The organism is Polaromonas sp. JS666 (assembly GCF_000013865.1).
Lineage (GTDB): Bacteria > Pseudomonadota > Gammaproteobacteria > Burkholderiales > Burkholderiaceae_C > Polaromonas.
This window is the reverse complement of sequence record NC_007948.1, coordinates 3,175,833-3,201,620: the sequence shown is the minus strand read 5'-3', so window position 1 is coordinate 3,201,620 and position 25,788 is coordinate 3,175,833. Positions and strand designations below refer to the sequence as shown.

General features: G+C 64.1%; 23 protein-coding genes and 1 pseudogene. 15 read left to right on the top strand and 9 right to left on the bottom strand.

All coding sequences use genetic code 11. The features are described from left to right. Nucleotides 1-11 precede the first annotated feature (11 nt). From rpsF to dnaB, 5 genes are all read left to right on the top strand, one after another. Nucleotides 12-377 carry a 30S ribosomal protein S6 gene (rpsF, locus tag BPRO_RS15150; protein ID WP_007871089.1) on the top strand — a complete coding sequence of 122 codons (366 nt, stop codon included), beginning with the start codon at nt 12-14 and terminating at the stop codon, nt 375-377. A 73-nt stretch (nt 378-450) separates the two neighbouring features. After that, nucleotides 451-750 carry a primosomal replication protein N gene (priB, locus tag BPRO_RS15145; protein WP_011483948.1) on the top strand — a complete coding sequence of 100 codons (300 nt, stop codon included), beginning with the start codon at nt 451-453 and terminating at the stop codon, nt 748-750. Nucleotides 751-760: 10 nt separating this feature from the next. Further along, nucleotides 761-1,045 carry a 30S ribosomal protein S18 gene (gene rpsR / locus BPRO_RS15140; protein ID WP_011483947.1) on the top strand — a complete coding sequence of 95 codons (285 nt, stop codon included), beginning with the start codon at nt 761-763 and terminating at the stop codon, nt 1,043-1,045. Between the two features lie 11 nt (nt 1,046-1,056). After that, complete coding sequence (gene rplI, locus BPRO_RS15135; RefSeq protein ID WP_011483946.1) at nt 1,057-1,509, top strand: 50S ribosomal protein L9; 453 nt, start codon at nt 1,057-1,059, stop codon at nt 1,507-1,509. A 168-nt stretch (nt 1,510-1,677) separates the two neighbouring features. Further along, nucleotides 1,678-4,143 carry a replicative DNA helicase gene (dnaB, locus tag BPRO_RS15130; protein WP_011483945.1) on the top strand — a complete coding sequence of 822 codons (2,466 nt, stop codon included), beginning with the start codon at nt 1,678-1,680 and terminating at the stop codon, nt 4,141-4,143. Between the two features lie 34 nt (nt 4,144-4,177). Here dnaB and mnmH read toward each other — a convergent pair whose 3' ends face one another. Continuing rightward, nucleotides 4,178-5,236: a tRNA 2-selenouridine(34) synthase MnmH gene (mnmH, locus tag BPRO_RS15125; RefSeq protein WP_011483944.1), complete on the bottom strand. Its 1,059-nt coding sequence runs from the start codon at nt 5,234-5,236 to the stop codon at nt 4,178-4,180. Further along, nucleotides 5,233-5,841, bottom strand: coding sequence for an arylesterase (locus BPRO_RS15120; protein ID WP_011483943.1), 609 nt, complete (start codon nt 5,839-5,841; stop codon nt 5,233-5,235). Before BPRO_RS15120 ends, mnmH begins: the two co-directional genes overlap by 4 nt. Nucleotides 5,842-5,944: 103 nt before the next feature. Here BPRO_RS15120 and BPRO_RS15115 point away from each other — a divergent pair, with 103 nt between their 5' ends. From BPRO_RS15115 to BPRO_RS15105, 3 genes are all read left to right on the top strand, one after another. Further along, on the top strand, nt 5,945-6,673 hold the full coding sequence (locus BPRO_RS15115) for an ABC transporter ATP-binding protein (RefSeq protein WP_041389879.1): 729 nt from the start codon (nt 5,945-5,947) through the stop codon (nt 6,671-6,673). Between the two features lie 134 nt (nt 6,674-6,807). Next, nucleotides 6,808-7,557: a 23S rRNA (guanosine(2251)-2'-O)-methyltransferase RlmB gene (gene rlmB / locus BPRO_RS15110; protein ID WP_041388857.1), complete on the top strand. Its 750-nt coding sequence runs from the start codon at nt 6,808-6,810 to the stop codon at nt 7,555-7,557. Between the two features lie 40 nt (nt 7,558-7,597). Beyond that, nucleotides 7,598-7,951, top strand: a complete 354-nt coding sequence (locus tag BPRO_RS15105) for a hypothetical protein (protein WP_011483940.1) — start codon at nt 7,598-7,600, stop codon at nt 7,949-7,951. Between the two features lie 45 nt (nt 7,952-7,996). Here the strand turns inward: BPRO_RS15105 and BPRO_RS15100 are convergent, their stop codons facing one another. Genes BPRO_RS15100 through BPRO_RS15090 form a run of 3 tightly spaced genes read right to left on the bottom strand, consistent with a single transcriptional unit; the run spans nt 7,997 to nt 9,882 of the window. Then, nucleotides 7,997-8,593, bottom strand: a complete 597-nt coding sequence (locus BPRO_RS15100) for a chromate transporter (protein WP_011483939.1) — start codon at nt 8,591-8,593, stop codon at nt 7,997-7,999. Continuing rightward, the gene (locus tag BPRO_RS15095) at nt 8,590-9,165 is read right to left on the bottom strand and encodes a chromate transporter (RefSeq protein WP_041389877.1); all 576 of its coding nucleotides are present in this window, start codon (nt 9,163-9,165) and stop codon (nt 8,590-8,592) included. Before BPRO_RS15095 ends, BPRO_RS15100 begins: the two co-directional genes overlap by 4 nt. Before the next feature lie 39 nt (nt 9,166-9,204). Beyond that, a complete protein-coding gene (locus BPRO_RS15090) occupies nt 9,205-9,882 on the bottom strand; it encodes a GntR family transcriptional regulator (RefSeq protein WP_011483937.1) in 678 nt (225 codons plus the stop codon). 196 nt (nt 9,883-10,078) lie between these two features. On the opposite strand from BPRO_RS15090, the gene BPRO_RS15085 reads away from it, so the two are divergent. From BPRO_RS15085 to BPRO_RS15065, 5 genes are all read left to right on the top strand, one after another. Further along, nucleotides 10,079-11,269: a CaiB/BaiF CoA transferase family protein gene (locus BPRO_RS15085; protein ID WP_041388856.1), complete on the top strand. Its 1,191-nt coding sequence runs from the start codon at nt 10,079-10,081 to the stop codon at nt 11,267-11,269. Further along, entirely contained in the window at nt 11,269-12,078 is an 810-nt protein-coding gene (locus BPRO_RS15080; protein WP_011483935.1) for an enoyl-CoA hydratase, read from the top strand. The genes BPRO_RS15085 and BPRO_RS15080 overlap by 1 nt, the downstream gene beginning before the upstream one ends. A 63-nt stretch (nt 12,079-12,141) precedes the next feature. Beyond that, a complete protein-coding gene (locus BPRO_RS15075; RefSeq protein WP_011483934.1) occupies nt 12,142-13,128 on the top strand; it encodes a zinc-binding dehydrogenase in 987 nt (328 codons plus the stop codon). A 53-nt stretch (nt 13,129-13,181) separates the two neighbouring features. Continuing rightward, nucleotides 13,182-14,165, top strand: coding sequence for a tripartite tricarboxylate transporter substrate binding protein (locus tag BPRO_RS15070; RefSeq protein WP_011483933.1), 984 nt, complete (start codon nt 13,182-13,184; stop codon nt 14,163-14,165). 398 nt (nt 14,166-14,563) lie between these two features. Beyond that, on the top strand, nt 14,564-19,450 hold the full coding sequence (locus BPRO_RS15065) for an NAD-glutamate dehydrogenase (protein WP_011483932.1): 4,887 nt from the start codon (nt 14,564-14,566) through the stop codon (nt 19,448-19,450). 8 nt (nt 19,451-19,458) lie between these two features. On the opposite strand, the gene BPRO_RS15060 is transcribed toward BPRO_RS15065, so the two are convergent. Then, nucleotides 19,459-20,409 carry a bifunctional helix-turn-helix transcriptional regulator/GNAT family N-acetyltransferase gene (locus tag BPRO_RS15060; RefSeq protein ID WP_011483931.1) on the bottom strand — a complete coding sequence of 317 codons (951 nt, stop codon included), beginning with the start codon at nt 20,407-20,409 and terminating at the stop codon, nt 19,459-19,461. Between the two features lie 111 nt (nt 20,410-20,520). On the opposite strand from BPRO_RS15060, the gene BPRO_RS15055 reads away from it, so the two are divergent. Together BPRO_RS15055 and BPRO_RS15050 are read left to right on the top strand one after the other, a co-directional pair. Continuing rightward, on the top strand, nt 20,521-21,738 hold the full coding sequence (locus BPRO_RS15055) for a sulfite oxidase (protein WP_011483930.1): 1,218 nt from the start codon (nt 20,521-20,523) through the stop codon (nt 21,736-21,738). 29 nt (nt 21,739-21,767) lie between these two features. Further along, nucleotides 21,768-22,064 carry a c-type cytochrome gene (locus tag BPRO_RS15050; RefSeq protein WP_049764129.1) on the top strand — a complete coding sequence of 99 codons (297 nt, stop codon included), beginning with the start codon at nt 21,768-21,770 and terminating at the stop codon, nt 22,062-22,064. Here BPRO_RS15050 and BPRO_RS28635 read toward each other — a convergent pair. The 3 genes and pseudogenes from BPRO_RS28635 to BPRO_RS15040 form a co-directional block, all read right to left on the bottom strand. After that, a pseudogene (locus BPRO_RS28635) lies at nt 22,037-22,217 on the bottom strand (SDR family oxidoreductase); the annotation flags it as partial. The gene BPRO_RS15050 and the pseudogene BPRO_RS28635 sit on opposite strands and share 28 nt — an antisense overlap. Before the next feature lie 72 nt (nt 22,218-22,289). Further along, nucleotides 22,290-24,449 (bottom strand): 3-hydroxyacyl-CoA dehydrogenase NAD-binding domain-containing protein, encoded by a 2,160-nt coding sequence (locus tag BPRO_RS15045; RefSeq protein ID WP_011483928.1) that lies wholly within the window; start codon nt 24,447-24,449, stop codon nt 22,290-22,292. Further along, nucleotides 24,449-25,654, bottom strand: a complete 1,206-nt coding sequence (locus BPRO_RS15040; protein WP_011483927.1) for an acetyl-CoA C-acetyltransferase — start codon at nt 25,652-25,654, stop codon at nt 24,449-24,451. The genes BPRO_RS15045 and BPRO_RS15040 overlap by 1 nt, the downstream gene beginning before the upstream one ends. Nucleotides 25,655-25,788 lie beyond the last annotated feature (134 nt).

Genomic DNA, 25,788 nt, shown 5'->3' with positions numbered 1-25,788 from the left:
AAGGAGAGTTTATGCGTCACTATGAGATCGTCTTGCTGATCCATCCGGATCAAAGCGAGCAAGTGCCAGCCATGCTGGAACGTTACAAGGGCATGATCACCGCCGGCGGTGGAAAAGTGCATCGTGTTGAAGATTGGGGCCGCCGCCAGCTGGTGTACCTGATCCAGAAACTCGCCAAAGCCCACTACCTGTGCATCAACATCGAAGCCAGCCAGGCCGTGATGGAAGAAATCGAACACGCGTTCAAGTTCAACGATGCCGTGCTGCGCCACCTGACCGTGGTCAAGAAGAAGGCTGAAACCGGCCCATCCCTCATGATGCGCAACGTCGAGAGGGAAGAAGCCCGTAAAGCCCAGCAGCAGGAGTATGCGGCTTAACTCTTCATTGAGTCGCCACACATGCTGTTGAACGCCTCGCTGCCGCGCAGCTGCCATTGAGCAAAAGCCCGCAGTGAACCACGTTGAACTGACCGCCTGTATCGCCGAGGCCAGTCCTCTTCGCTACACGCCCGCTGGAATCCCCGCCGCCAATTTCGTCCTCGAACACGAGTCCGAAATCGTCGAAGCAGGTGTTGCCAGACAGGTCAAATTGACGGTCAGGGCGGTTGCCTTCGGAACGCTGGCTGAGCAATCAGCCAAGTCCCCGCTAGGCAAGCCCTTCAGGTTCACCGGGTTCCTCATCAATGCGCGCACCAGCAAAGGCGTTGTTTTTCATATTCAAGCAATCGATCAAGTACTGAATCCCATTTAAGGAGTCCATCATGGCCGGACCAAAACGTTTCAACAAAGACAAGCGCCCCAAGCGCAATACCCAATCCCTGCTGTTCAAGCGCAAGCGTTTTTGCCGCTTCACAGCCGCTGGCGTTGAAGAAATCGACTACAAGGACATCGACACCCTGCGCGATTTCGTAGCCGAAAACGGAAAAATCATCCCCGCACGCCTGACCGGCACGCGCGCGATTTTCCAGCGCCAGATCAACACCGCCGTCAAGCGCGCTCGCTTCCTCGCGATGCTGCCTTACAGCGACCAGCACCGTAGCCTGTAAGGAGCACGACCATGCAAATTATTCTGCTCGACAAAGTCGTGAACCTGGGCAATCTGGGTGAAGTCGTCAAAGTCAAGGACGGCTACGCACGCAACTTCCTGATCCCTTCCGGCCGTGCCCGTCGCGCCACCGAAGCCAACAAGGCCGAGTTCGAGGCCAAGCGCGTTGAGCTCGAAAAAGCCGCCGCCGCCAAGCTCGCGGAAATGCAGGCCCAGGGCGAAAAGCTGGGCGGCACCACCGTCAAGCTCACGCAAAAAGCCGGTGTGGATGGCCGCCTGTTCGGCTCCGTCACCAACCACGACATCTCGGCCGAGTTGACCAAACAGGGCTTCCCCGTCCTGAAGTCGCAAATCCGCATGCCCAACGGCCCGCTGAAGACCGTGGGCGACCATGCTGTCAGCGTGGCACTGCACACTGACGTGGCAGTCGACATCACTGTGACGGTCTACGGCGAAACCGCTTAAATCCGGTTACGCTGCTAAAAAAGCCGCTCTTCGGAGCGGCTTTTTTCATGGGGCGTCAATTCACATCTTTTACAGGGTTGTACCCCTGTTATTCACCATTTATAAACAGTGTTATCCGATGACGCCGTAGCACCGCGGCGATAGCATCCAAAGCTGTCAAGGAAACCCATGTCTGCCGTACTTTCTGCCTACAACGACCCCGGCTACAGCGCCGATCGGCAAATCGCCCAGCTGCGCATTCCGCCGCACTCCATCGAAGGCGAATCCAGCGTACTGGGCGGCCTGCTGCTCGACAACGGCGCCTGGGACCGTGTGGGCGACCTGTTGACCGATGAAGACTTCTATCGCCACGAGCACAAACTGATTTACGCCGCTGTTGGCGCGCTCATCAACGCTTCCAAGCCGGCCGACATCATCACGGTCTACGAGCACCTGCAGAACCAGGGCAAGGCTGACGAGGTGGGCGGCCTGGGCTACCTGAATTCGCTCGCGCAATACGTGCCCAGCGCCAGCAACATCCGCCGCTATGCGGAGATCGTGCGCGAGCGCTCCATCCTGCGCAAGCTGGTGTCGGCCTCCGACGAGATCTCCACCAACGCCTTCAACCCACAGGGCAAGGACGTCGCCACCATCCTCGACGAGGCCGAGCAGAAGATTTTCAAGATTGGCGAGCAGGGCTCGCGCATGAAGGAAGGCTTCCAGAGCATGGACACGCTGGTGGTCAGCCTGCTCGACCGCGTGACCGAAATGGCCGAGAACCCGCAGGACGTCACCGGCGTGCCCACGGGCTTCTACGATCTGGACCGCATGACCTCCGGCTTCCAGGCCGGTGATCTGGTGATTCTTGCCGCCCGCCCATCGATGGGAAAAGCGCAGCCCCTGGATGCCCGCGTGCGCACCCGCACGGGCTGGAGCACGATGGGCGATTTGGCTGTGGGGGACGCGCTGGCTTCCGTTGATGGGCAACCATCCATAGTGACAGCCGTATTTCCGCAGGGAGAGAAAGAGGTTTTTCGTATCAGTTTTTCTGACGGTCGCAGCACCGAATGTTGCGCCGAACACCTGTGGCAGGTGCAATACCGCGAGTGGGATGTACCCAGAGTGGTCAATACGACCAGACTGTCTGTAATGCTTCAATGCAAACGGTATATGAATCGTTTGTGGGTCGAGCCAGCCTCCGGTGAATTTGGCCATGAAGATCCTGTTCCGATTGATCCCTGGGTTCTGGGCGGTTTGTTGGGCGATGGGTGCCTGACTGGAGCGGGCACAGTGCGCTTTTCCACAGCTGCGCCGCAAATGCTGGCGCTCATGTCTGAGGGCTTGGGGCAAGGGATGTCGCTAAACCATGCGGGACGCTATGACTGGCGCATTGCGCGGCAGAATGGCGCCCACGCCAAAGGGGTAGCCGGGGTGCAGTCCAATCCGTTGCGGTTGGGTTTGCAGGCGCTGGGTTTGTCGGGATTGCCGAGCGACAGAAAATTCATTCCACGCATCTACCTTGAAGCACAAAAAACCGTGCGCCTTGGCGTGTTGCGGGGGTTGCTTGACACCGATGGATGGGTCGAAAAATGGGGGAGCGTGCGGTTTTCTACCGCCAGTCATCAACTGGCGAAGGATGTTCAGGAACTTGTGCGCTCATTGGGTGGCTGGTGTTCCATCAACCAAAAGCAGCCGTACTTCACCAATGTCGCAGGGATGCGCATGGCGGGTTTACCAGCCTATGTCTGCAACATTTCCCACCCAGAACCAAAGACTTTGTTTTCATTGGCTGAAAAAGTTGCAAGGGCACCCGCCCAATGGCAGCGCGCAAAGCGTCTGACTGTTTCGTCCATCACGCCAACCCGCAAAGCGCTCTGCCAGTGCATTTCGGTCAGCCACCCCAGCAAGCTCTACATCACCGATCAGGACGTGGTGACCCACAACACCGCACTGGCCATCAACATCGCCGAGCATGTGGCGCTGAACGAAGGCCTGCCGGTGGCGGTGTTCTCCATGGAGATGGGAGCCTCCCAGCTCGCCGTGCGTATCGTCGGCTCCATCGGCCGCATTGACCAGACCCATTTGCGCACCGGTGCCCTGACCGACGAAGAGTGGCCGCGTTTGACCGAAGCCATTGAAAAGCTGCGCACCGTCTCGTTGCACATTGACGAAACACCCGGTCTCACGGTGAGCGAGCTTCGCGCCAACGCGCGCCGCCTGGCCCGCCAGTGCGGCAAGCTCGGTTTGATCGTGGTCGATTATTTGCAGCTCATGAGCGTGTCGACCAGCATGAACGACGAGAACCGCGCGACGGCCGTCGGCGAAATTTCACGTGGCCTGAAAATGCTGGCCAAGGAACTGCAATGCCCCGTGATTGCCCTGTCACAGCTCAGCCGTGGCGTAGAGTCTCGCACCGACAAGCGTCCCATGATGAGCGACCTGCGTGAGTCCGGCGCCATCGAGCAGGACGCCGACATCATCATGTTCATCTACCGCGACGAGTACTACACCAAGGAGGCCTGCAAGGAGCCGGGTGTGGCCGAGGTCATCATCAGCAAGCAGCGTAACGGCCCCACGGGTACGGTGAAGCTGGCGTTTATCAACCGCATCACCAAGTTTGAGAGTCTGGCCAGCGGATCGAGCGGGGATTTCTAGACGCGGCACGACGGACCGCGCCGAGAGGCCTCTTTCAGGGCCGGGCCAGCATTTCCCGCGCCAGCGCCGCCATGGCAGCCACGCTGTGGTCCTGCGGCTGCAGTACCCGCGCCGTGGCGTAGTGGGTGAAATTGCGCCGCATCGACTGCAGGTAGACCGGGTCATAGTGCTTGACCAGCAATTCGCGAACCACCGAGGCCACGTCGCCGTTGCGGGCCCGTGCCTGCCAGTCCTGCACGGTTTCCTTGCCGCGCGCCTCGGTCAGGGCGCCCAGCCGGTCGCAGAAAAAGGCGATGTCCTTGACAAAAAAATCATAGTCCTCCAGCAGCAGCGCCACCCGTTCGTCTTCGGGCAGTTCCAGCTGCAGGCAGGGGCTGGCACGCATGGCGGCAATCAGCCCTTCGGGCACGGCCACATTGCCGACTTTTTTGCTTTCGCTCTCGATGTACACCGGGCGAGTCGGGTCAAAGCCGCGCAAGGCGGCCCAGATGCGGCTGTCAAAGGCTTTCTGGCTGGGCTGCGGCGAGCCCGGAATCATGCCCAGTACCGAACTGCGGTGGTTGGCCAGGGCTTCGAGGTCCAGCACCTGCGCACCCTGGGCCGCCAGCGCCTGGAGCAGGCGGGTCTTGCCCGAACCGGTGGTGCCGCAAACAACCTGGTAGCTGTGGCGTGCTGCCAGCTGCGGCAAATCAGCCACCAGCGCCGCCCGGAAGGCCTTGTAGCCGCCATCGACCAGGGTGACCTTGAAGCCGATCTGGTCGAGGATGAGCGCCAGCGAGCCGCTGCGTTTGCCGCCGCGCCAGCAATACACCAGCGGCTGCCATTCCCGCGGCTTGTCCAGCACTTCGCGCTCGATGTGGGCGGCAATGTTCCTGGCCACCAGCGCCGCACCCTGCTTTTTGGCTTCAAACGCGTTGATCTGCTTGTACTGGGTGCCGACTATTTTTCGCTCGTCGTCCTTCAGGCTGGGCCAGTTGACGGCGCCAGGCAGGTGGTCTTCCGCGTATTCACCTTCGCTGCGGGCGTCAATGATGGCGGAAAAACTGCCCAGTTTGCCGAGAGCGTCCTCGGCGGAAATGCGTTCGAGGCTCACTTGATCAGTTTCTTCAGTTCGGGCCAGACATTGGCCAGCATCCTGGCTTGCGACTGTTCGTTGGGGTGAATGCGGTCGGCCTGGAAGTTGGCGACGGGGTCCTCTGCGTCGGCCACGCCTTTGAGGAAGAAGGGCACCAGCGCCACTTTTTCGGCCCTGGCCACTTTCGGGAACAGGCCGGCAAAGCCAGCCCCATAAGCGCCGCCGTAGTTGGGCGGCACCTGCATGCCCACCAGCAGCACTTTGGCGCCCGCCTTTTTGGACGCCTGCGTCATGGCCGTCAGGTTTTTCTCGGTCATGTCCAGCGGCAGGCCGCGCAGGGCGTCATTGCCGCCGAGCTCGATCACCACCGTGTCGGGTTTGTGCTGCGCCAGCAGGGCCGGCAGGCGCGAGCGCCCGCCGGAGGTGGTGTCGCCACTGATGCTGGCGTTGATGACCCTGGCGGCTTTCCTCTCGCCGGCCAGCTGTTTCTCCAGCAATGGTACCCAACCGGTGCCGCGCTTGAGACCGTATTCGGCGCTCAGAGAATCGCCAACGATCAAAATGGTTTGCGACGCTGAGGCGGCCTGGGCCGGTTGCCCCGGGGCCAGCCCTGGCGCGCCCATGAACACCGCGAGCAGCAGCGTGCCGAATGGTTTTAGCAGCCGGGCCGCCGGCATCCGCGCAAGCTTGGTAAAGTCTGATTTCAAGTTTTCTGACAAGGCTGACATGTTTGAACCCGCAGTGACTGCCGTGAGCGACGCTTCCTCCGCGCCGGCTTCCCCGACTCCTTCAATTATTTCCGTTGAGCATGTTTTCAAGTCGGTGAGCGACTCGACCGGCACACTGACCATTTTGCGCGATATTGATTTCTCCCTGGCGCCCCGGGAAACTGCCGCTATTGTCGGTGCCTCCGGCTCCGGCAAAAGCACGCTGCTGTCCATCATCGCCGGGCTCGACACGCCGTCCCAGGGCACGGTGCGGATGGCGGGGCAAGACCTGTTTGCCCTCAATGAGGATGACCGCGCGGCCCTGCGCGCCCGCAAAGTGGGTTTTGTCTTCCAGAGCTTCCAGCTCATGGGCAATTTGACGGCGCTTGAAAACGTCATGTTGCCGCTGGAGCTGGCCGATCAGCGAAATGCCCGCGCGCTGGCGACCGACATGCTCAAGCGGGTCGGCTTGGGCGAGCGGCTGGGCCATTATCCCAAAGTGCTGTCGGGCGGCGAGCAGCAGCGCGTGGCACTGGCGCGGGCCTTCGTGGTGCAGCCCGCCGTGCTGCTGGCCGACGAGCCGACCGGCAGCCTTGACTTCGCCACCGGCGAAACCGTGATGGCGCTGATGTTTGAACTCAACCAGGAACTGGGCACGACGCTGGTGCTGGTCACGCACGACCCGATGATCGCCGCACGCTGCGAGCGGCGCATCACCATTGATGCCGGGCGGATCGTCAAGGCTTGATCGAAAAAACGATCCTGGGGCAAGTAATGCGTTTCCCCTTTGCCATTGCTTGCCTGGCAATTTGACGGCGGGCAGGGTGGCCTGTCGGTATGTCGGCATGTCGGCATGTCGGCATGTGCAGTGATAATCCTTGTATGTCCTCTTCCCCCAAAGTTCTTTTTGGCTTTCATGCCGTGGGCGTGCGCCTTAAAACCGCGCCCCAATCGGTTCTGGAGGTTTTTTTCGATGCCTCGCGCCGCGATGCCCGCATGCGCCAGTTCACCGACCGCGCCCGCGAAGCCGGCGTTCGCTTGATTGAGTCCGACGGCCTGCGCCTGGCCAAAATGTGTGGCAGCCACGGCCACCAGGGTGTCGTCGCCCGCGTCGATGCGGTGGCCCAGGTCAAGTCCCTCGATGAGCTGCTGGAGCAACTGGAAGAGGCCGGCACCGCGCAGCCCCTGCTGCTGGTGCTCGACGGCGTGACCGATCCGCACAACCTGGGCGCCTGCCTGCGGGTGGCCGACGGCGCGGGCGCCCATGCCGTGATCGCCCCCAAGGACCATGCCGCCGGCATCAACGCCACAGTGGCCAAGGTTGCCAGCGGCGCGGCCGAGACCATGCCTTACTTCATGGTCACCAACCTGGCCCGCACGCTGGGCGAACTCAAGGAGCGCAACATCTGGTGCATAGGCACCAGCGACGACGCCCCCAAAACGATTTACGACGTGGACCTCAAGGGCCCGGTTGCGCTGGTGCTCGGCGCTGAAGGAGAGGGCATGCGCCAGCTCACGCGCAAGACCTGCGACGAACTGGTCAGCATTCCGATGCGCGGGGCTGTCGAAAGCCTCAACGTGTCGGTGGCCAGCGGCGTTTGCCTGTACGAAGCGCTGCGCCAGCGCAGCTGACCGGGCTTCTGTCACCCGCATTTTCCTGGAGATGACTACGATGAATTTCCGGTACTTGATTGCTCCTGTTTTAATAGCTGTCGGTGTGTTAACCATGCTGGCTTCCTGTACCCAGGAGCAGCAAAACAAGATCAGCCGCGACATCCAGAACTGGACCGGCACCAATGGCGTTCTGGAGTTTTATGCGGGCGACAAGCTGATGCGCCGCTTCATCAAGATTGACAAACTGAGCACCGCCATGGGCACCGATGACGGCAAGGCGCGCTCCTACCGGTTTGGGTATGGCGTGCTGGATGAAAACCTGAACATGGTTGTCGACGCCGGCGAAAAGAAGGTGTATTTCGAGGTCAGCGATTACGGCTCAAACTACATCTTTTTCGAGAATCCCCGCTAACCTGACCAGGTGCCCCTCCCGGGGCAGATCAGCTTCGGAGCAAGCTCAGATTAACCCGAACCAGCCGAGTGCAGCGCCTGCGGCCAGCAGCCAGAGCAGGTGAATTCGGGTGCGCCAGACGATCAGGGCCGTGGTGCCCGTCAGCAGCCACACGGGCCAGTTTTGCGCAACGCTGTTGCCTGCCTTGCCGTTGGCTCCCGCCAGAATGCAGCCGGTGGCAATCAGCAGCGCCACCACGATGGGCGCCATGCCCTGCTTGAAGGCGCGCACTGCCCGCAATTCGCGGTTCCGGTGGCCCCATTGGGCCGCCGTGTAAGTGAGCACGGTGCTGGGGATGAGAATGCCCAGCAAGGCGAGAAACACGCCCAGGAGGCCGGTGAGCATGCCGCCCGCATTCATGCCCACGTTCCAGCCGAGCAGGGCGATGAACAGGACATTCGGGCCGGGGGCCGACTGTGCAATGGCAATGGAGGCGTTGAACTGCGCGTCAGTCAGCCAGTGCTGCTTGTCGACCAGGAAGCGGTGCATGTCGGGCGCCGTGCTGATGGCGCCTCCGATCGACAGCAGCGAGAGCGACAGGTAGTGCAAAAACAGCTCAAACCATTCATGCGCGCCGAAAACCAGGTGGGGCGCATCGGTCATGGCTTGAGCCTATAAAAAGCCGCCAGGCAGGCCACCCCGCCCAGCCCGAGCAGCACATAGGCCAGCGGCCAGCGCAGCAGGGCGATGGCGGCGAAGGTTGTCACGCCGAACACGGCGCACAGGCGCAGTCCCAGCACGTTTTTGGCCAGTGCGCCGGACAGCCGCATGCCGGTTGCCGCGATCAGGCCGGCGGCCACTGCCGCCATGCCGCGCAGGGCACCCGCCACGCCCGGGTGCGCCGCAAACTGGGCATACAGCACCGCCAGCAGCAACACCAGCACCAGCGGCACGGTCAGCATGCCCGCGAGCGCCGCCATGGCGCCCTTCAGGCCGAAGTAACGCCCGCCCACCATCAGTGACAGGTTCACCACGTTGGGCCCTGGCATGATTTGCGCCACCGCCCAGTCTTCGATGAATTCTTCACGCGTCATCCAGCGTTTTTTTTCCACCAGCTCGCGCTGGACCACGGCCAGCACGCCGCCAAAGCCCTGCAGGGCCAGCAATGTGAATGAGACAAACAGGTCGGTGAGGGATTTGGGTTGCGGGCGCACTTCCGCGGGCGGGGAACTCATGGCCAGATTATCGTCGCTCACCCTGCGCACAGTGGGCTCCTAGGACGACAGGGGGCTGCTGTCATCGATGCTGGCCAGCAGGCGTTCCCGTCCCGACAGCACATGGCGTTCAGCGGCCGATTTCGCCCGGGCTTTGGCCCCTTTGACGATGGCCTCGTAGATGCTCCGGTGCTCGATGTTGGAGCGCCGCATGTTGCCGGGCGAGTTGAAGTAGCGCCGCCTGAACAGGTGCAGCTCCTTGACATAGTCGTCATATGTTTCATGGGCCCGCTGGTTGTTGGACAGGCGCAGGATCAGCGCATGGAATTGCAGGTTCAGGTCGTAGTACAGATCGGCGTCTTCAGCGTCGCAGGCTGCATCCATCTGCGCGAGTAGCCGCTCAAACTGCTGCTTGTGCTCTTCGTTGATATGTTCCGTGGCCCGTTCGGCGGCGAAGCCGAAGACGAGCGCCCGGAGTTCGTAGATCTCCAGCATCTCGCGCACTGAAATCTGCCGCACGAAGACGCCGCGGTTGACCACCGCCTTGACGATGCCCAGGCCCGTCAGCACGCGGATGGCCTCCCGGATCGGGCCGCGGCTGGTGCCCATGCGCAGCGCCAGCGCCGCTTCATTGAGGCGCTCGCCGGGCTTGAGTGCGCCGGTGTAGATCAGGTGCTTGAGCTCTTCCGCAATGAAAAGCGGCAGTCCCTGTTCAGGTTTTTCTTTGAGTGAGGTCATGGCTGGAGGGGCCGGGCCCGCGCAATCTGGCGCGTGCTTCCGGTGCAGAGATGGTACCTGAAAAATATATTTTCAGAAGACGAAACAGGCATAAGTGTTCTCACTTATTAAAAAAGTGTTGACACTTTATCTTGGTATGGGAGACACTTTCGCTTCGTTTGTCTGTTTTTACTGCTCTTTCTGTTCTGGATATTCCATGCCTCACCTGCCAGCCTCTTCCGCACTCCAGCGCTTTCGCGTGGTGGATCTCACCCAGGTCCGGGCCGGCCCGACGGCCTGCCGCCAGCTGGCCGATTGGGGCGCCGACGTCATCCAGGTCCAGATGCCCGAGCACATGCGGGGCGATGACACGCTTGGCGGGCAGGAAGGCTCCGACTACCAGTACACCCACCGCAACAAGCGCTCGATCACCCTCAACCTGAAAGAGGAGGAGGGCATCAGCGTGCTCAAGCGTCTGATTGGCGGGGCCGACGTGGTGGTGGAGAACTTCCGGCCTGACGTGAAGTTCCGCCTCGGCATCGACTACGAAACCCTGCGCGTCGACAACCCGCGCCTGGTGTACGCCAGCATCTCCGGCTTTGGCCAGTCGGGCCCCCTGGCCGCCCGCCCCGGTTTTGACCAGATTGCGCAAGGCATGGGCGGCCTGATGTCGGTGACCGGCCTGGCTGAGCAGGGGCCGATGCGCGTGGGCATTCCCATCGCAGACCTGTGCGCCGGCATTTTTGCGGCCCAGGGCATCCTGGTGGCGCTGCTGGAGCGCGAAACCTCGGGCAAGGGCCAGTGGCTGCACACGTCCTTGCTGGAGTCCATGGTCTACATGATGGACTTCCAGACCTCGCGCTGGCTGATCGACGGCGAAGTCGCCACCCAGGCCGGCAACTTTCACCCCACCAGCATTCCGACCGGGGTGTACAAGGCGCGCGACGGTTACATGAACATCGCGGTGTTCGGCTCCAGGATATGGGAGCGCTTTTGCGAGATCCTGGGCGCGCCCCAATGGGTCAGCGACGAGCGCTACAAGGACAAGATGGGCCGCTCGGTCAACCGCGATTCGCTCAACGCCGAAATCAACCGGCTGCTGGCGGCGCAGGACCGCGCCTACTGGATCGAGCGCCTGAATGTGGGCGGCGTGGCCTGCGGCTTGATCAACAGTATGCAGGAGGCCTTTGAGGAGCCGCAGATCAAGCACCTCAACATGGTCAAGGACGTGGTGTCTGCCCATCTGGGCGCCCAGCGCCTGGTGGGCCAGCCCATGCAGCTGGAGCGCACGCCCAGCACCATCGCCCGTGCCGCGCCGCGCCGTGGCGAGCACACCGAGGAAATCCTGACCGAATTGGGTTTAAGCGCCGGCGATCTGGCGCGCATGAAATCAACTGGAGTGTATTGATGTCGACCGTGAGTTATGACTCCCCCACCGAACGCGTGCAGACCTGGCTGGACGCCTCCACGCTGCATATCCGCTTTAACAATCCGGCCCGCCACAACGCGCTGTCGGTCGACATGTGGGAGGCCGTCCCGCCCTTGCTGGCACAGGCCGAAACCGACGACCGGGTGCGTCTGGTGGTGTTCTCGGGCGCCGGCGAGAAAGCCTTTGTGTCGGGCGCCGACATCTCGCAATTTGAGGACATGCGTGCCGCCCGGGAAGCGGTGACCCGTTATGAGCACATGGCGGAAAACGCCCTGATGAGCATCCACAATTTCAGCAAGCCCACGCTGTCGTGCATCCGCGGCTTTTGCATCGGCGGCGGTGTGAATGTGGCGATCAGCTGCGACATCCGCATCGCCTCGACCGATTCGGTGTTTTCGATTCCCGCAGCCCGCTTGGGCCTGGGTTACCGCTACTCGGCCATGAAAAACCTGGTCGACCTGATCGGCCCGGGTGCGGCCAAGGACCTGTTCTTCACCGCCCGCAAGATTGACGCCCACGAGGCCAAATCGCTGGGCCTGATCTCGCGCGCCTGCGCACCCGACGAGCTGCCTGCGCTGCTGGCGGAATACACCTCGGCGCTGGCCGCCAATGCGCCCCTGACCGTGCGCGCGGGCAAGGCCATCACGGCTGAAATCCTCAAGCCCTCACCCGAGCTGGACCTGGACCTGTGCCAGCGCCTGATTCGCGGCTGCTTTGACAGCGCCGACTATGCCGAGGGGCGCAAAGCCTTCATGGAAAAACGCAAACCGGCTTTTACCGGGAAATAACCGGCGCCTGGCCCGGCCACGCCGACACACCCACCCACACCGACACCGAAAGAGAGCAAGCGAATGCAGTCTTACTGGATGCAGATGAACGCGGATCACGCCACGCTGGAACTGCGTGACGTGCCCCAGCCCGAGCCGGGGGCCGGCCAGGTGCTGGTGCGGCTGCACGCCGCCAGCCTGAACCGCGGCGAGTTCATCGCCGGCCATGGCCTGCATGGCAAGCCCGGCAGCGCCAAGGCTGTCGGCATGGAGGGGGCGGGCGAGGTGGTCGGGCTGGGTGCGGGCGTGCGCGGCCTGAAAGCAGGCGACCGCGTCATGGGCCGCTGCCCAGGGGCCTTTTCCGAATACGTCCTGATGGATGTGCGCGAGGCCATGGTCATGCCGGAGGGCCTGTCATGGGAGCAAGCTGCCAGCGTTCCCCTGACCTTTTTGGTGGTCTATGACATGCTGGTGCTGCAGGGGTGTCTTGCCGCTGATGAATGGCTGCTGATCAATGGCGTGTCGTCGGGCGTCGGCGTTGCCGCGCTGCAAATGGCCAAGGCCCTGGGGGCCAAGGTCATCGGCACCTCCGGCTCGACCGACAAGCTGGCTCGCCTTGATCCGCTGGGCCTGGATGTCGGCCTGTGCACGCGCTCCGCTGATTTCTACGAGGCCGTCATGCAGGCCACCGGCGGCAAGGGCGTGAACCTGGTGGTGAACACCGTGGGTGGCTCGGTGTTTGCCGAAAACATTCGCTGCGCGGCCTTTCAGGGGCGGCTGGCCACGGTCGGCTATGTCGATGGCGTGCTCAAGGCCGATCTTGATCTTGAGGTCCTGCATGCCAGGCGACTGACGCTGTTCGGCGTGTCCAACAAGCTTCGCACGCCCGAGCAGCGCGCCTGGGCTGTCCCGGGTTTCGTGGCCGACGTGGTGCCCCTCCTTGCGGCGGGACGCATCAGGCCGCTGGTGGATCGCGTCTTTCCGTTTGGAGAGCTCGCGGCCGCCAAGGCCCACATGGAATCCAACCAGCACCTGGGCAAGATCGTGCTGTCCATGCCAGTTACACCCTGAACCGCGAACGCATACACGCACAGACGTATACACAAATCAAGGAGACATTCAGCATGAAAAAAGCAAACCTCATCGTGGCCCTGGTCCTCTGCAGCTTCGGCCTGGGTCTGAGCCCAGGCGCCGTGGCCCAGGCGCCGGCATATCCCACCAAGCCGATCCGCATGCTGGTTGGCTTCGCGCCGGGCGGTGCGGCGGACTATGTGGCGCGGGCCATGGGTGATGCGCTGGGCAAGACCATGGGCCAGCCCATCGTGGTTGAAAACCGCGCCGGCGCCGGGTCCAGCATAGCGGCGGAGGCCGCGGCCAAGTCCGCACCGGACGGCTACACCGTGCTGATCGCCAGCCCGAGCAGCATCTCCGTCAATCCGGCGCTCAATCCCAAGCTGGGCTACACCGCCCGCGACCTCACGCCCGTCACCAAGGTGAGCAGCTCGCCACTGGTGATTGCGGCGAATCCGGCCCTCGGCATCAACTCGGTGCAAGACCTGATTGCCCGGGCCAAAGCGGCCCCCGGCACGCTCAACTACGCCACCTCCGGCAACGGCTCGGCGCCCCACCTGGGCGCCGCGCTGTTCCTTCAGCTCACCGGCGTGCAGATGACGCACATTCCGTTTCGCGGCGGCGGCCCGGCGATTCAATCGGTGATCGCGGGCGACACGCAGCTGACTTTTGGCACGCCGCCGTCGGTGCTGCCCATGGTGCAGGCGGGCCGTCTGCGCGGGCTGGCGGTCAGCACCCGTGAGCGCACGGCGCTGGTTCCCGGCATCGCGGGCATGGCAGAGGCGGGCCTGCCTGAATACAGCATCGAGTTCTGGTATGGCCTTTTTGTGCCGGCGGGTACGCCTCCAGCCATCGTGAAGAAAATATTTGACGCCGCCACCGTTGCGATGCAGCAACCCTCGGTCAGGGCCGCGCTGGCGCGCGAGGGTACTGACGTGTCGCTGTCCCAGTCGCCCGAGCAGTTTGCCGCGTTCCTGAACGACGACGCGAAGTTCTGGGTCAAGCTGGTCAAGGACGCGGGCGTCAAGCTCGAGTGAAACTCGAAGAAACTCGAAGAAACCCGAAGAAGGTCGAGTGGTTGAATGGCGGGCGAGGCGCGATGCCCGCGGCCAGCCAGCATGCAGCCGGTGGCCAAAGCAGCGCCACGACGGTGGGCGCCATGCCCTGCCTGAAGGCGCGCACTGCCCGTAGCTACCGTTTTCTGTGGCCTTGCCGGGCCGCCGTGTGGGCTAAAAGTCATTGGCGGTTTCAGGCCTGGTGAAATGGGTGACCGGTGCTGCATCCCGACGTGATGCAAAAAACATGGTGTGGTGAGAAAATGGCATTGGCCGGCGCCGCCGACCGTTCGTCTGATCGACTCGTCTGAGAGCCTGTAGGTGGCGCAAGATGAAGATCGCTGATCCTGTTGGTCAGCTCTGAGACTGGGGGGCAAGTCATGCTAGCCAGAACAGAAGACAGAGTGCGGCGCCTGTTCGATGACGTCATGGCGTGCGCGCGCGAACGCCTGCCGGATGCGGCATTTGCGGAGTTCGAACCGTTCCTGAACCACTACTACGGGCAGGCCGATGCGGAAGACATACTGAGCCGCAGCATCGCCGACCTGTACGGCGCCGCGATGGCGCATTGGCAGTTCGCGCGCAAGTTCTCGACAGGCAGCGTGCGCGTGCGTGTGTACAACCCGACTCTGGAGCAGCACGGCTGGTACTCCGATCACACGGTGATCGAGATCGTCAACGACGACATGCCCTTCCTGGTCGATTCGGTGACGATGGAAGTCAACCGGCTCGGGCTCACGCTGCATGCGGCGGTGCACCCTGTGTTCCGGGTCTGGCGCGAGGCCGGTGGCCAGATCGCGAATGTGCAGGCGGCCAGCGAGCAGGGCGAGGCCGAATCCAACGGTTCGGCGCTGGAGTCCTATATTCACCTCGAGGTGGATCGCCGGACCGAGGCGGCACGCCTGGAGGAGCTGACGTCCGGCCTGATCAGGGTTCTGGGCGACGTGCGGGCGGCGGTGGAGGACTGGCCCCGGATGCTGGAGACGACCCGGCGCACGGTGGCGGACCTGGTTGCGCGCGAGCAGGCAGCCGGCCCGGCGCAGATGGAAGCCGCGGAAATCGCGGAAACCGCGGAAGCCAGGGCCTTCCTCGAATGGATGGCCGACGACCATTTCACCTACCTCGGCTGTCGCGACTATGAGGCGCTTGTGCGGGACGGTGTCTACTACCTGCAGGGTGTCGCGGGCTCCGGCCAGGGTATCCTGCGCGAGGCCTTGCGCGACCCGGCCACGCCCGACCTGACCCGGCTGCCGGCCGGCGTGCAGCGCATCGTCGACTCGCCGTCGCCGATTTTCGTCACCAAAGCCAATTCGCGCTCCACTGTGCACCGGCCGGGCTATCTTGACTATGTCGGCGTCAAGCTGTTCGACGCCGACGGCAAGCTGTTCGGGGAACGCCGTTTCATCGGCCTCTATACATCAATCGTCTACCGGGTCGCGACCGACGAGATCCCGTTGGTGCGGCGCAAGATCGCCCACGTCATGAGCCGCGCCGGCTTTCTGCCCAGGGGCCACCTGGCCAAAACGTTGCTCACGATACTCGAGCAGTACCCGCGCGACGAGCTGTTCCAGATCGACGACAGCGAACTGTATGACATCGCGCTCGGCATCCTGCGCCTGCAGGAGCGCCAGCGCACCCGGCTGTTCGTGCGCCGCGACCGCTTTGACCGCTTTGTGTCCTGCATGGTGTTCGTCCCGCGCGAGAAGTTCAATACCGATTTGCGCCTGCGGATCCAGAGCCTGCTGCTGGACGCCTTCCGCGGCGTGAGCGCCGAGTTCACGCCGCAGCTGTCGGAATCGATGCTGGCGCGCATCTACATCATGGTGCGGACCCAGCCCGGCAATGTTCCGGAAGTCGATGTGCGGGAGCTGGAAGCACGTATCGTTGAAACCACCCACCGCTGGCAGGACGAGCTGGCCCACGCGCTGCTGGAAGGCTGCGGAGAGGAGCGCGGCAACCGGTTGCTGCGCCGCTGGGGCGGCTCGTTCCCGGCCGGCTTTCGCGAGGACTACGCGGCGCGCTCCGCGGTGCGCGACATCGAGCTGATGGAAAGCGTGCAGGTCGGCCAGCAAGATGGCGCGCCGGCCGCGCTCGCGATGAACCTCTATCGGCCGATCGAGGCGCCACCGGGTTCGCTGCGCTTCAAGGTCTACCGCGCTGGACAGCCGGTTGCGTTGTCGCAGAGCCTGCCCATGCTCGAGCACCTGGGTGTCCGGGTGAACGAGGAGCGCCCTTATTGCATTGAGCCGCTGGACGCGCAAGCCGTGTGGGTGCACGACTTTGGCATGGAGCTCGTCGACGGCGTCGAGATCGAGATCGACCGCATCAAGGCGCTGTTCGAGGACGTGTTTGCGCGCGCTTGGGGCGGCGAAATCGAGAACGACGACTTCAACCGGCTGGTGTTGCGCGCGCAACTGACCTGGCGTGAAGTCGCGATCCTGCGCGCCTATGCACGCTACCTGCGCCAGGTCGGCTCGACGTTCAGCGACGCCTATGTCGAGCGCGCGCTGGCCGGCAACCCGGCGATCGCGCGCAAGCTGGTCGAGCTGTTCCTCGCGCGCTTCGACCCCGCGCAAGGCAAGGAGCGCGACGCACGGACGCAGAAGCTGCAAAACGACATCGAGGACGCGCTGGACCAGGTGCCCAACCTCGACGAGGACCGCATCCTGCGCCAGTTCCTCGGCGTGATCGGGGCGACCACGCGCAGCAATTATTTCCAGCGCGCGGCCGACGGCGGGCCCAAACCCTATCTGTCGTTCAAGCTCGATCCGGCGCGCGTGCCCGGCCTGCCGGAGCCCAAGCCGATGTTCGAGATCTGGGTCTATGCGCCGCGGGTCGAGGGCGTGCACCTGCGCGGCGGCCGCGTCGCGCGCGGAGGGCTGCGCTGGTCCGACCGGCGCGAGGACTTCCGCACCGAGGTGCTGGGGCTGGTCAAGGCGCAGATGGTGAAGAACGCGGTGATCGTTCCGGTCGGCTCCAAGGGCGGCTTCGTCGTGAAAAATCCGCCGCCCCAGACCGACCGCGACGCGTACATGAAGGAAGGCATCGCCTGCTACCAGACCTTCCTGCGTGGGTTGCTCGACCTCACCGACAACCTGGTCGGCGCGCAGGTGGTGCCGCCCGCGGACGTGGTGCGCCACGATGCGGACGACCCCTACCTGGTGGTCGCGGCCGACAAGGGCACCGCCACCTTCTCCGACTACGCCAACGCGATTTCTGCCGAGTATGGCTTCTGGCTGGACGACGCGTTCGCCTCGGGCGGCTCGGTGGGCTACGACCACAAGAAAATGGCGATTACCGCGCGCGGCGCCTGGGAGTCGGTCAAGCGGCATTTCCGGGAATTGGGTGTCGACACCCAGACCAGCGACTTCTCGGTGGTCGGCATCGGCGACCTGTCGGGCGACGTGTTCGGCAACGGCATGCTGTTGTCGCGCCATATCCGGCTGCTCGCGGCGTTCGACCATCGCCACATCTTCCTCGACCCCAATCCCGATACTGAAGCGAGCTTTCACGAGCGCGAGCGCCTGTTCGCGTTGCCGCGATCGAGCTGGGCCGACTACAACCCCGCGCTCATCTCGGCTGGCGGCGGTGTGTTTGCGCGCAGTGCGAAGACAATCCCGCTGACGCCCGAAGTGCGCGCGGTGCTCGAGCTGGAAGGCGACGAGATCGCGCCCAACGAGCTGATGCGCGCCATCCTCAAAGCGCCGGTCGACCTGCTTTACAACGGCGGCATCGGCACCTATGTCAAGGCCAGCCGCGAGACCCAGCCCCAGGTCGGCGACCGCGCGAACGACGCGATCCGGATCAACGGCGCCGAGCTGCGCTGCAAGGTGGTCGCCGAGGGCGGCAACCTCGGCTGCACCCAGCTCGGCCGCATCGAGTACGCGCAGCATGGCGGGCGCATTTATACCGACGCGATCGACAATTCGGCCGGCGTCGACTGCTCGGACCACGAGGTCAACATCAAGATCCTGCTGGGGCTGGTGGTCGCTGACGGCGAGATGACCGGCAAACAGCGCAACAAACTGCTGGCCGAGATGACCGACGAGGTCGGCCTGCTGGTGCTCAGCGACAACACCTACCAGACCCAGGCGCTGTCGGTTGCGAACCGGCGCGCGGCCGCGTTGCTGGAGCCCGAAGCGCGGCTGATACGCCACCTCGAGCGCGCCGGGCGGCTCAAACGCAAGATCGAGTTCCTGCCGAGCGACGAGGAGATCGACGAGCGCCAGGCCGCCAGGCAGGGACTCACATCGCCCGAGCGTGCGGTGCTGCTGGCCTACAGCAAGATGTGGCTGCACGACGCGCTGCTGGCGTCTGACCTGCCGGAAGACCCCTTCGTCGCCCATGTACTGGCCGACTACTTCCCGCAGCCGCTGCGCGAGCGCTACGGCGACGCGATGCAGCACCATCCGCTCAAGCGCGAGATCATCGCCACCTACCTGACCAACACGCTGACCAACCGCGTCGGTGCGACCCTGGTGCACCAGCTCGTGGAGGAAACCGATGCAGCCCCGGCCGACATCGTGCGCGCCTGCATCATCGCGCGCGCTGTGTTCGGGCTGGAAGACATCTGGCAGGGCATCGATGCGCTCGACAACCAGGTGCCGGATGCGCTGCAGGCGCAGATGCTGACAGACGCCGGCCGGCTGATAGAGCGTGCCAGCCTGTGGTTCTTGCGCCACCGGGTTGAGCGCAGCGCGATCGAGCAGGCGGTTGCGCGCTTTCGTGCGGCAGCCGACCTGGTCGGGCCGCAGCTCGCAACCCTGCTGGCGCCGGCCGATGCGGCGGCACAGGGCGCCAGGTGCGATGAGTTGATACAGGCCGGGGTGCCGGCCGAACTCGCGCGTCGCGTCGCGGGCGTGGACAGCATCGCCGCCGTGCTCGACATCGCGGAAGTCGCGGCTGCCTGCGAGCGCCGGCTCGAACTGGTCGCAAGCCTGTATTTCGCGCTGGACCTGCATCTGAACCACGGCTGGATACGCGAACGCGTGAGCGCGCTGCCGGCCGACACCCACTGGCAGATGCTGGCACGCGCCGCGCTGTTCGATGACCTGGCTGCGCTCAAGCGGGCGCTGACAACGAGCGTGATACGGCTTTCGCCGACGCTAGAGACGTCCCAGGCGCTGATCGCCGCCTGGCAGGCGCACAACCAGGTTCCGCTGGAGCGCTACCGGCGCCTTCTTGCTGAGCAGCAGGCGGTGGGCACGGTGGATTTTGCCATGCTGTCAGTGGCGATGCGGGAGATGCGAATGATCGAGGGGGTGTGAACAGGCTCTTACAGCCGCAGCTCCCAGGTTTCACCCACGAGGTCATGCCCAAAGCCGTGGTAGGGCTCGCTTTTGACCAGCTGGAAGCCCCGCTTGGCGTAAATGGCCCGCGCCGCGTCCAGGCAGCTGTTGGTCCAGAGCTGCATTTTCCTGTAGCCCTTGTTGCGCGCAAACTCGATGCATTCATCCGTGAGGCGCCTGCCCAGGCCCAGCCCGCGCGCCTGTGGGGCGAGGATCAACATGCGTAACTGGGCCACGGTGGCTGATTTGCGCGCCACAAACACCGCGCCGACCCGCTCTCCGTCGAGTTCTGCGATCCAGCATTTCTCGGAATCCGGCCGGAAGTTTTTAAGGTATTTGCCGGCGATGTCGGCCACGAGGGCTTCGAACTCGCTGTTCCAGCCATATTCGCGGGCGTAAATTTCGCCGTGCTGCTGCACCACCCAGCCCATGTCGCCGGGCCTGGGGTCGCGCAGGACGATGGTGCGCGTCGGCGCTGGCGTGGTGGCCGGCGCCAGCAGGCGCTGCACGGTGCCCATGGCGTTCACCAGTTTTTGCTGCTCACCGGGGGCCAGCGCCGCCAGCAGCGCCGCTGCTTCATCGCTGGACTGTTGCTGCAAGGGTGCAAACACCTGGTGCCCGGCCTCGGTCAGTGCCAGCAGGCTTTGCCGGGCGTCGGCCACGGAGGGTACGCGTGCCAGCCAGCCTTTGCTTTCGAAGCGGCGCAGGATGCGGCTCAGGTAGCCCGCGTCCAGTGCCAGGTCGTGCCCCAGCTCGGTGGCGGTGGGCTGGTCGCGGTGAGCCAGCTCGTACAGCACCCGTACCTCGGTGAGCGAGAGATCGCTGCCCAGATAAGGGTCGAGCACGCCAATGCGCTGGGTGTAGAAGCGATTGAAGTCGCGCACGGCATTGACCTGGTCCGGCGCGACGGGGGAGTACGGCAGGTTCATGATTGACATGGTCAAGCAATTATTTGCCAAAGTCAAGTAACTCGGTTTTCTCGCCTGCTGGGTATATGCTGGGGATGGAACAGCCGGACGGAATCGACATCCCACAACAAGGAGACAATCATGACTTCATCCTACGATCCCGGCCGCCGCAGCCTGCTGGCCGCCGGCGCAAGCGCCCTGGCGGCAGCCGGCCTGGGCGGCATGACCGATGCGAAGGCGCAGGCCGCCCCGGCGGCAACCCAGGCCCGTCCGTTGCCGCCTTATGTGAGCTGGAAAAACCCGAACAACCTGATCGTGCACACAGCCACCACCATCGAGACCAAGCGCAGCGCCTTTGGCACCAGTGTGATCACGCCGGCCGACCGCCTGTACATCCGCAACAACCTGCCGGCGCCGGACGTGTCCATCGTCGCCGACCGCGACGCCTGGACCTTGGCTGTGGAGGGCGTACGTGGGCCCCGCACGCTAAGCGTGGCCGAGCTGAAGTCGCTGGGCCTGGAGACGCTGGCCACGGTGCTGCAATGCTCGGGCAACGGCCGCGGGTACTTTGCCGACAAACCCAGCGGCACCAAGTGGCAGGTCGGTGCTGCTGGCTGCGTGATCTGGAGCGGTGTGGCTGTGCGCACGGTGGTGGCGGCCTTGGGCGGCCTGGCCAGCGGCGGGCGGTTCATGACCGGCACTGGCGGCGAGAGACTGCCGGACGGCCTGGACCCCAAGAGCGTGATGGTCGAGCGCTCGGTGCCGCTCTCAGCGATGGAGGACGCGCTGCTGGCCTGGGAAATGAACGGCGAGCCGCTGCCGCACGCGCACGGCGGGCCGCTGCGCCTGGTGGTGCCCGGCTACAGCGGCGTGAACAACATCAAGTACATCAAGCAACTGGCCTTCACCGCAGCCGAGACCGACGCAGCCATCCAGAAGACCGGCTACCGCATATCGCCGCCGGGGCAGAAGGGCGACCCCAGCCACCCGGCCGTGTGGGAGATGGACGTCAAGTCCTGGATCAACGCGCCCGCGCCCGAGGCCGGGTCGCCCGTGCGCGCAGGCTGGGTGCAGATTCACGGCGTCGCCATGGGCGGCACGCAGGCGGTGCGGCGTGTGGACGTCTCCGTCGACGGCGGGCAGACCTGGCAGCAAGCGCGGCTGGTTGGGCCTGACCTGGGCCGCTTTGCCTGGCGCCAGTTCGTGCTGCCTGTGAAGCTGGCGCCGGGTAACTACCTGCTGGCCTCGCGCGCCCAGGACGTGAAGTTCAACTGGCAGGCTGAGTCCACGCCGGAAAACGCGGGCGGCTACCTCAACAGCGGTTGGCGCGTCCATGCGTTGCCGGTCACGGTGACCTGAAGGTGCGGTTTTCTGCCCACACGGGTCGCATGCTGTTGGGTTGGCTGCTGTTGCTGGGCCCGCTCGGCGCGGCCTGCCACGCCCAGGAGGACGGCAAGCGGCTCTTCATCAGCGGCGCCACGCCGTCCTGCACGTTGTGCCACACGCTCAAGGACGCGGGCGCCGAGGGAACCGTCGGGCCGTCGCTGGACGAACTCAGGCCGGATGCCCAGCGCGTGGTCAAGGCGCTGAAGAACGGCATCGGCCAGATGCCGGCCTTCCGCACGCTTTCCGAAGAGCAGATCCAGGCGATCGCGCGCTACGTCGAGCAGGTTGCGGGCAAATAGCCAGGTGTCATCCCGCCCGACACCCCGATCTCTGCGCCATTGACATAGCCGGCCTCGTCACTCGCCAGAAAAGCGTAGATATGGGCGATTTCCTGGGCTGCTCAGGCGCTTGAGCGGCACGCGGGCTTCCATCTCGTTCATCACACGCGCCGGTGATGACGCTTATCTTGTTCTGGAGTCGTTGCATGAGATGGTGAGCTTGGTTGAAAGAAATCGGTTCGAGCTTCAGTAGACGGGCTGGTGCTTGCGCAGGGCACTTCTGACCGTGTTGGTCAGCATAAAGCCCGGGCCGAATTTTGCCGCCAGTTCATCGCAGCGCCGGATAAAGTCGTCCAGGCCCATGCCGTAAATGAACTGCAGGGTGCCGCCGGTCCAGGCCGGAAACCCGATGCCGAAGATGGAGCCGATATTGGCTTCTGCGACGGTGGTCAGCACGCCTTCGCTGAGGCAGCGCGCTGCTTCCACGGCCTGGCGGTAGAGCAGGCGGTCCTTGATCCCGGTTATGTCCCAGGGTGTTCCGGACTTTTCAAACAGTGCCTTGAGGTGTGGCCACAGCATTTTCTTCGCCCCCTTTTCAGCGGGGTAGTCATAAAAACCGCCCCCTTCGGCCCGGCCATTTCGCTGGAATTCCTTGACCATGCGTTCCACCAGCAATTCGCCCGGTGTTGCGATATAGGTTTTGCCTTCGGCGGCGAAGTCGGCGCGCGTCTGGTCCAGCACATGCACGCTCAGCGACAGGGCGGTTTCGTCCAGCACTGCCAGCGGGCCGACCGGCATGCCGGCCTGCATCCCGGCGTTTTCAATCACCGCGGCCGGAATGCCTTCGCCCAGCATGGCCGCGCCTTCCATCACGAAGGCGGCGAAAGTGCGGCTGGTGTAAAAGCCGCGCGAGTCGTTGACCACGATGGGAATCTTGCCCAGCGCCTGCACGTAGTCGAAGGCGCGCGCCACGGTTTCGTCATCGGTCTGCCGGCCGCGAATGATCTCGACCAGCTTCATCTTGTCCACCGGGCTGAAGAAGTGGATGCCAATGAATTTCTCGGGGCGGCTGCTGGCCACTGCCAGGCCGGAGATGGGCAGGGTGGACGTGTTGGACGCGAAAAAACCGCCCGCCGCCAGCAGCGGTTCGGCCTCCTGAGTCACTTTGGCCTTCAGGTCGCGTTGTTCGAATACCGCCTCGATGATGAGGTCGCAGCCCGCCAGATCCGCCAGCTGGTCAGTTGCCGTGATGCGTGAGAGCAGGGCTGCCTGGTTCGCCGGGGTCATGTGGCCCTTCTCGACCTGCGGCTGCGTGAGCCTGGCGCTGTAGGCCTTGCCGGCCTCGGCCTTGTCCAGGCTCACGTCCTTGAGCACGGTGGCCAAGCCCCGGCTGGCCTGCGCGTACGCAATGCCCGCGCCCATCATGCCGGCGCCCAGTACACCGACCTTGAGGGGCGTGGCGTGCGGCACGCTGGACGGCCGCGACTGCCCGCTTTTGATCGCGTTCATGTTGAAGAAAAAGGTGTTGATCATGGCCCTGGCGTTGGGGCCGGTCATGAGCCTGGCCAGGTAGCGGCTCTCAATGCGCAAGGCGGTTTCCAGGTCTACCAGCGCACCTTCGACCATGCAGGCCAGGATGGCTTCCGGGGCCGGGTAGAGTCCGCGCGTCTTTTTCTTCAGCATGGCGGGCGCCACGCTCAGCGCTGCGGCAACCTCGGGGCTGGCAGGGGTTCCGCCGGGGATCTCGTAGTCCCTGGCGTCCCAGGGGTGCTGCGCCCTGGGGTTGGCGGCTATCCAGGCGAGCGCCTGGGCGCGGAGTGCAGCGGCATCGGGCACCAGCGCATGCACCAGGCTCAGCGCCAGCGCTTCACGCGGGCCAAAGGTCTTGCCTTCCACCAGATAGGGCTGCGCTGCCATCAGGCCCAGGTGGCGCGTCATCTTGGTCACGCCGCTGGCGCCCGGCAGCAGGCCCAGCGTGACTTCGGGCAGGCCAAACCGTACCTTGCTGTCATCCACCGCCACACGGTAGTGGCCCACGAGCGCCAGTTCCCAGCCGCCGCCCAGGGCCGCGCCGTTGAGGCAGCTCACCACCGGCTTGCCCAGGGTCTCCAGCGTGCGGAAGTTTTTCTTCACCCGTTCGATCTCGGCGTACACCTGGGACGCATCGGCGGCCGTCAGTCGCATCGCGGCCTTCAGGTCGGCGCCGGCAAAAAACGTGCTCTTGGCAGAGGCCAGGATCACGCCCTGGATGGCTTCCCTGTCCTTGAGCACCTGGGCGGTGACTTCGCTCAGGTCGTCCTGCCATTGCCGGCACATGGTGTTGACGGGCGAGCCGGGCTCGTCAAAGGTAATGGTGGCCACCCGGCCAAAAGACTCTTCGGTCAGTGCGTACTGGATGGTTTTCATCAGACTCTCTCCACAATCGTCGCAATGCCCATGCCGCCGCCCACGCACAGCGTGGCCAGGCCATAGCGCAGCTGGCGCCGGTGCAGCTCGTCGACCAGCGTGCCCAGAATCATCGCGCCGGTGGCGCCCAGCGGGTGGCCCATGGCAATCGCGCCGCCGTTCACGTTGATTTTTTCGTGCGGCACCTGCATCTCCTTCATGAAGCGCATCACCACGGCGGCAAAGGCTTCGTTGACTTCAAAGAGGTCGATCTGCTCCACCGTCATGCCTGCTTTGGCCAGCACCTTGCGCGTGGCCGGCATGGGCCCGGTCAGCATGATGGTCGGGTCGGCGCCGCTCAGCGCCGCCGCCACAATGCGTGCGCGGGGCTGCAGGCCATGCGTTCTGCCCGCCGCGTCCGAGCCAATCAGCACCGCCGCCGCACCATCCACAATGCCCGAAGAGTTGCCTGCGTGGTGCACATGCTGGATGCGCTCGACCTGCGGATAGCGCTGCAGCGCCACGGCGTCAAAGCCCATCGCCCCCAGCTGCTCAAACGCGGGCTTGAGCTGAGCCAGGCCCTCCAGCGTGGTGTGGGGCTTGATGAATTCATCTTCGCCCAGGATGATCTGGCCCAGCGGGTCTTTCACCGGCACGACGGAATTGAAAAAATGGCCGGCCGAACGCGCTGCGGCAGCGCGCTGCTGGCTTTGCAAGGCAAAGGCGTCCACCTCTGCACGGCTGAAACCCTCGATCGTTGCAATCAGGTCGGCGCCTATGCCCTGCGGCACAAACAGGGTCGCGCTGTTGGTTTCAGGGTCCTGAGCCCAGGCGCCGCCGTCGGAGCCAATCGGCACCCGGCTCATGCTCTCCACGCCGCCGGCCACCACCAGGTCTTCCCAGCCCGAGCGTACCTTTTGCGCTGCCAGGTTCACCGCTTCCAGGCCCGAGGCGCAGAAGCGGTTGACCTGCACCCCCGAAGCGCGGAAATCCCAGCCAGCCCGGAGCGCCGCCACCTTGGCAATGACCGCACCCTGTTCGCCGACCGGCGAGACCACGCCCATCACCACGTCGTCTATCGCCGCGGTGTCAAAGCCATTGCGGCGCTGCAGTTCGGTCAGCACGCCGGCCAGCAGGTTCACCGGCTTGACTTCATGCAGGCTGCCGTCCTTTTTGCCTTTGCCACGCGGCGTGCGTATGGCGTCATAGATGAATGCTTCAGTCATGGCAGCTTTCCTCAGGGGCAGGGAATGGATCAGCAGGACGAAATAAAACGAAATTGGACGAAATCGGACGAAATAGGCGAGATCGACAACCTGACGATATTGAAGAAATGGCGGACGTCAAGGGCTGTTGAAGT

Coding starts and splice junctions, on each gene's coding strand:
- rpsF (WP_007871089.1), top strand. CDS start 12: ATGCGTCACTATGAGATCGTCTTGCTGATCCATCCGGATCAAAGCGAG.
- rpsR (WP_011483947.1), top strand. CDS start 761: ATGGCCGGACCAAAACGTTTCAACAAAGACAAGCGCCCCAAGCGCAAT.
- rplI (WP_011483946.1), top strand. CDS start 1,057: ATGCAAATTATTCTGCTCGACAAAGTCGTGAACCTGGGCAATCTGGGT.
- dnaB (WP_011483945.1), top strand. CDS start 1,678: ATGTCTGCCGTACTTTCTGCCTACAACGACCCCGGCTACAGCGCCGAT.
- BPRO_RS15120 (WP_011483943.1), bottom strand. CDS start 5,841: ATGGGCGCGCCAGGGCTGGCCCCGGGGCAACCGGCCCAGGCCGCCTCA.
- BPRO_RS15115 (WP_041389879.1), top strand. CDS start 5,945: ATGTTTGAACCCGCAGTGACTGCCGTGAGCGACGCTTCCTCCGCGCCG.
- rlmB (WP_041388857.1), top strand. CDS start 6,808: ATGTCCTCTTCCCCCAAAGTTCTTTTTGGCTTTCATGCCGTGGGCGTG.
- BPRO_RS15105 (WP_011483940.1), top strand. CDS start 7,598: ATGAATTTCCGGTACTTGATTGCTCCTGTTTTAATAGCTGTCGGTGTG.
- BPRO_RS15100 (WP_011483939.1), bottom strand. CDS start 8,593: ATGACCGATGCGCCCCACCTGGTTTTCGGCGCGCATGAATGGTTTGAG.
- BPRO_RS15095 (WP_041389877.1), bottom strand. CDS start 9,165: ATGAGTTCCCCGCCCGCGGAAGTGCGCCCGCAACCCAAATCCCTCACC.
- BPRO_RS15090 (WP_011483937.1), bottom strand. CDS start 9,882: ATGACCTCACTCAAAGAAAAACCTGAACAGGGACTGCCGCTTTTCATT.
- BPRO_RS15085 (WP_041388856.1), top strand. CDS start 10,079: ATGCCTCACCTGCCAGCCTCTTCCGCACTCCAGCGCTTTCGCGTGGTG.
- BPRO_RS15080 (WP_011483935.1), top strand. CDS start 11,269: ATGTCGACCGTGAGTTATGACTCCCCCACCGAACGCGTGCAGACCTGG.
- BPRO_RS15075 (WP_011483934.1), top strand. CDS start 12,142: ATGCAGTCTTACTGGATGCAGATGAACGCGGATCACGCCACGCTGGAA.
- BPRO_RS15070 (WP_011483933.1), top strand. CDS start 13,182: ATGAAAAAAGCAAACCTCATCGTGGCCCTGGTCCTCTGCAGCTTCGGC.
- BPRO_RS15065 (WP_011483932.1), top strand. CDS start 14,564: ATGCTAGCCAGAACAGAAGACAGAGTGCGGCGCCTGTTCGATGACGTC.
- BPRO_RS15060 (WP_011483931.1), bottom strand. CDS start 20,409: ATGTCAATCATGAACCTGCCGTACTCCCCCGTCGCGCCGGACCAGGTC.
- BPRO_RS15055 (WP_011483930.1), top strand. CDS start 20,521: ATGACTTCATCCTACGATCCCGGCCGCCGCAGCCTGCTGGCCGCCGGC.
- BPRO_RS15050 (WP_049764129.1), top strand. CDS start 21,768: ATGCTGTTGGGTTGGCTGCTGTTGCTGGGCCCGCTCGGCGCGGCCTGC.
- BPRO_RS15045 (WP_011483928.1), bottom strand. CDS start 24,449: ATGAAAACCATCCAGTACGCACTGACCGAAGAGTCTTTTGGCCGGGTG.
- BPRO_RS15040 (WP_011483927.1), bottom strand. CDS start 25,654: ATGACTGAAGCATTCATCTATGACGCCATACGCACGCCGCGTGGCAAA.